Here is a 3,836-nt window from a genome sequence, read left to right on the forward strand (position 1 = left end):
AGCTTCTAGCTTTTTTCAAAGAAACAAAAGAAGAACTAGATAAAGTAGTATGGCCAAGCAGAGAACAGCTCATTAGTGAGTCCGTTGCTGTACTGTTAATGGTTATTCTCTCGGCAACAATCATTTATCTAGTAGATGAGTTCTTTAGTTGGGCAGCCGGGGTGGTGTTTGGATGACATTATATCCAGAAGAAACACAAGATACAACGCAATCAAATCAAGGGGAAGAAGATTCCAGAGAGTTTCTCAAAGGAGAATTACGGTGGTATGCAGTACAAGTGGCCTCTGGTTGTGAAAAACGAGTCAAGGCTAATTTAACCCAGCGTATTCAAACTCTTGATGTTGCAGACAAAATATTCAAAATAGAAATACCTCATACACCCGCAATTAAGCTTCGTAAAGATGGCAGTCGTCAACATAGTGATGAAAAAGTTTTTCCTGGCTATGTATTGGTACAAATGAGGCTAAATTGGATAGAGGAACAAAAAAAATGGACAATTGATGATGAAGCATGGCAGGTTGTCAAAAGTACCCCAAATGTGATTAACTTTGTAGGGGCTGAACAAAAGCGTCGCTATGGAAGAGGTCGTGGTCATGTTAAACCTTTACCACTAAGTCCTTCAGAAGTAGAAAGGGTCTTTAAACGAGCTCAAGAGCAAGAGCCAATGCTCAAAGTAACAGTGGCAGAAGGAGATCATATTACAGTACTCTCAGGGCCATTCAAAGACTTTGAAGGTGATGTAATTGAAGTAAGTCCAGAAAGAAGTAAATTAAAAGCGCTATTATCCATTTTTGGACGAGATACGCCAGTAGAACTAGAGTTTAATCAGGTAGAAAAGCATAAATAATGGCAAAAAAAGTCGTGGCGCTGATCAAGTTGGCTATTACGGCAGGAAAGGCTAACCCTTCTCCGCCTATTGGCCCTGCTCTAGGTCAGCATGGTGTGAATATTATGGCGTTTTGTAAAGAGTATAACGCCAAAACTGCAGACCAAGCTGGTACAGTAGTTCCAGTAGAAATCTCGGTTTATGAAGACCGTAGTTTTACTTTTGTTCTGAAAACCCCACCAGCAGCAGTCTTAATTAAAAAAGCAGCAGGTGTAGAACGTGGTTCGAGTGAACCAAATCGTTCAAAGGTAGGCTCAATTACAAAAGCTCAATTGCAGGAAATAGCCCAAACAAAAATGCCAGACCTCAATGCTAATGACATTGAAGCTGCGATGAAAATTGTGGCAGGCACAGCGAGAAATATGGGTATTACGATCGCTGATTAATTTGATTAATTAACCCAGTACCGAAATATCTGCATTCTACAGTAGAAATAGAAGCAAAAGTAAATTGATATTAGGGGGAGAAGCAGAGCTTCGTTAAGTACCCCAGGAGAATAAAATGCCAAAAAAAGTCTCTCGTAGATTACAAGAACTGAGAAAAAAAGTAGAAGAGCGGCCTTATGAACCTAACGAGGCGCTTCAACTTTTGAAAGAAACAGCTACAGCAAAATTCCCAGAAGCAGCAGAAGCTCATATTCGCTTAGGGATCGACCCTAAGTATACAGATCAACAACTACGAACTACAGTAGCCTTACCCAAAGGAACTGGTCAAACAATCCGAATTGCAGTCATTGCCAAAGGTGAAAAAGTTAACGAGGCTCTGGCCGCAGGAGCGGACTTAGCTGGCTCAGAGGAGCTAATTGAAGAGATTAGCAAAGGGATGATGGATTTTGATACGTTGATCGCTACACCTGATGTGATGCCTCAAGTAGCCAAACTAGGACGTTTACTAGGACCGAGAGGTTTGATGCCATCCCCTAAAGGCGGTACTGTAACTGTCAATCTGGCACAAGCTATTGACGAATTTAAGGCAGGTAAGTTAGAATTTAGAGCCGACCGGACAGGTATAGTTCATGTTATGTTTGGTAAAGCTTCTTTTTCTGTAGAAGATTTACTTATTAACTTAAAGGCTTTACAAGATTGTATTGACCGCAACCGTCCTTCTGGTGCAAAAGGTCGCTATTGGCGTAGTATATTTGTATCAGCAACAATGGGACCATCAATTCAAGTTGAAGTTAGCGCCCTGCGGGATATAAAATTAGAAGCAGAAGCTTAGTCAATTTAAATAAGTGGTCAGCGGTCAGCGGTCAGCTTTCAGGAGATTTTTTTTATGGCTTCGTTAGCGGAGCATTCCCGAACGGATAAAGATATTTTAACTCCTCTGAGGGCAATCTGGCTGTTAGTAAACTGAGTATTTTTACCCAGAGCTACTAAAAGCTGATAGCTGATGGCTAATTGCTGATAGCTTTAAATAGCTAAAAAAATCAAAATTAAAGAGCTGAAGACAGCAGGTGCTAATAGCTTAATTTCCTGCCGAGGTTCAAGAATTAATTATTCAAAAACAAGCGTAAGTGATTTTTGTAAAAATCTTTACTAAATTATTTGTTTTGGATTTATAATTCTTTGCCCTGGCAGATAGTATAGTCCGCCAGGGTTTTTGGTTTGTCAAGGAGCAGTGGTGTTATCTCAGTAGAAGTTAATGAGAAAAATAGGGTAGGCTGTACCCGAATTTACGCTTGTGAACTGGAAGAGGGCGGCCTCCCAGGTTGAAGCAAGAAGCAAACATCTTTGACTGGCATTATGAGATTTTATCTAGTGAGTGCCGGAATTGTGTAGGTATTGTACAGCAGGTGATATAGCGCTACGCGCAACTCAGAAGTCAGAAGTAATACCTGACTCAGTTTGAGGATTTATAAACATCCTAATCTATTTTTGTACTGCTATAAATATGGGCAAAACAAAGGAACAAAAACAAGAGATGTTGGCAGACATCAAGCAAAATTTGAGTGAAAGTCAGCTAGCACTTGTAGTTGATTATCACGGACTATCCGTGGCAGAAATTACAGACTTGCGTAGACGACTACTGCCTACTGGTAGCTCTTGCACTATAGCTAAAAATACTCTGATGGGAATTGCAGTTAAAGAAGATACCAACTGGCAACCGATGGAACAGTTGCTGGCAGGATCTAATGCTTTCTTATTCCTGAAAGATGATATCGGCGGTGCTATCAAAGCTTACCAAGATTTCCAAAAAACCACCAAAAAAACAGAATTTAAGGGTGGGGTTATGGAAGGGCGACTGCTGACTCAAGACCAGGTTAAAGCGATCGCCGATCTACCATCTAAGGAAGAGTTGCTTGCTAAAGTTGCTGGTGCTCTCAATAGTATAGCTACTAAGTTGGCTGTTGGTCTAAATGCTGTACCTACTCAGCTTGCCACTGGTATTAATGAGGTTCCAGCTTCTGTAAACAGAGCTATTAAAGCAATCTCAGAAAAAGAACAGCAAGGCGATGGTGCCTAACACAAACAACATGAATTTTTGACTAATATCCTATCAGTTTTATTATGAGAATAATTCCAGTAATTTAACTATATTAAAGGTCATAAAAAAGTCAAAATTCTAGCAAAAAAAATAACTGCAAACTAACAAAAAATAGGAGATTACTAATGTCTGCAAAAACTGATGAAATTCTAGAACAACTTAAGTCTCTTTCCTTACTCGAAGCATCTGAATTAGTTTCACAAATAGAAGAAGCTTTTGGTGTTAGTGCTGCTGCTCCTGCTGGTGGCATGATGATGCCTATGGGTATGCCTGGTGCTGGAGGGGCTGCTGCTCCTGCAGAAGAAGCTGAAGAGCAGACAGAATTTGATGCAATTCTTGAAGAGTTTCCTTCAGATAAGAAAATTGCTATTCTTAAAGTGGTTCGTGCCATTACAGGTTTGGGTCTGAAAGAAGCAAAAGATTTGGTAGAATCTGCACCTAAGCCACTTAAAGAAGGTATTGCTAA

Annotated in this window: 6 protein-coding genes and 1 other annotated feature; all 6 genes read left to right on the top strand. The window is 40.2% G+C overall.

Going from position 1 to position 3,836, the window contains the following annotated elements; all coding sequences use genetic code 11:
* A partial coding sequence (secE, locus tag AC3DU7_RS23055) for a preprotein translocase subunit SecE (RefSeq protein WP_488041639.1) occupies window positions 1-176 on the top strand: 176 nt, incomplete at its 5' end.
* The gene (gene nusG, locus AC3DU7_RS23060) at window positions 173-847 is read left to right on the top strand and encodes a transcription termination/antitermination protein NusG (protein WP_488041633.1); all 675 of its coding nucleotides are present in this window, start codon (window positions 173-175) and stop codon (window positions 845-847) included. The genes secE and nusG, both read left to right, overlap by 4 nt.
* A complete protein-coding gene (gene rplK, locus AC3DU7_RS23065) occupies window positions 847-1,272 on the top strand; it encodes a 50S ribosomal protein L11 (protein WP_488041634.1) in 426 nt (141 codons plus the stop codon). Before nusG ends, rplK begins: the two co-directional genes overlap by 1 nt.
* 115 nt (window positions 1,273-1,387) lie before the next feature.
* On the top strand, window positions 1,388-2,104 hold the full coding sequence (rplA, locus tag AC3DU7_RS23070; protein WP_488041635.1) for a 50S ribosomal protein L1: 717 nt from the start codon (window positions 1,388-1,390) through the stop codon (window positions 2,102-2,104).
* 204 nt (window positions 2,105-2,308) lie between these two features.
* Window positions 2,309-2,442 (top strand) — a sequence feature (ribosomal protein L10 leader region).
* A 334-nt stretch (window positions 2,443-2,776) separates the two neighbouring features.
* Entirely contained in the window at window positions 2,777-3,349 is a 573-nt protein-coding gene (gene rplJ, locus AC3DU7_RS23075; protein WP_488041636.1) for a 50S ribosomal protein L10, read from the top strand.
* Window positions 3,350-3,495: 146 nt separating this feature from the next.
* Window positions 3,496-3,836 (top strand): 50S ribosomal protein L7/L12 (gene rplL, locus AC3DU7_RS23080; RefSeq protein WP_488041637.1); only part of this gene is annotated, 341 nt, incomplete at its 3' end.

It is taken from the genome of Okeania sp., from assembly GCF_983059655.1.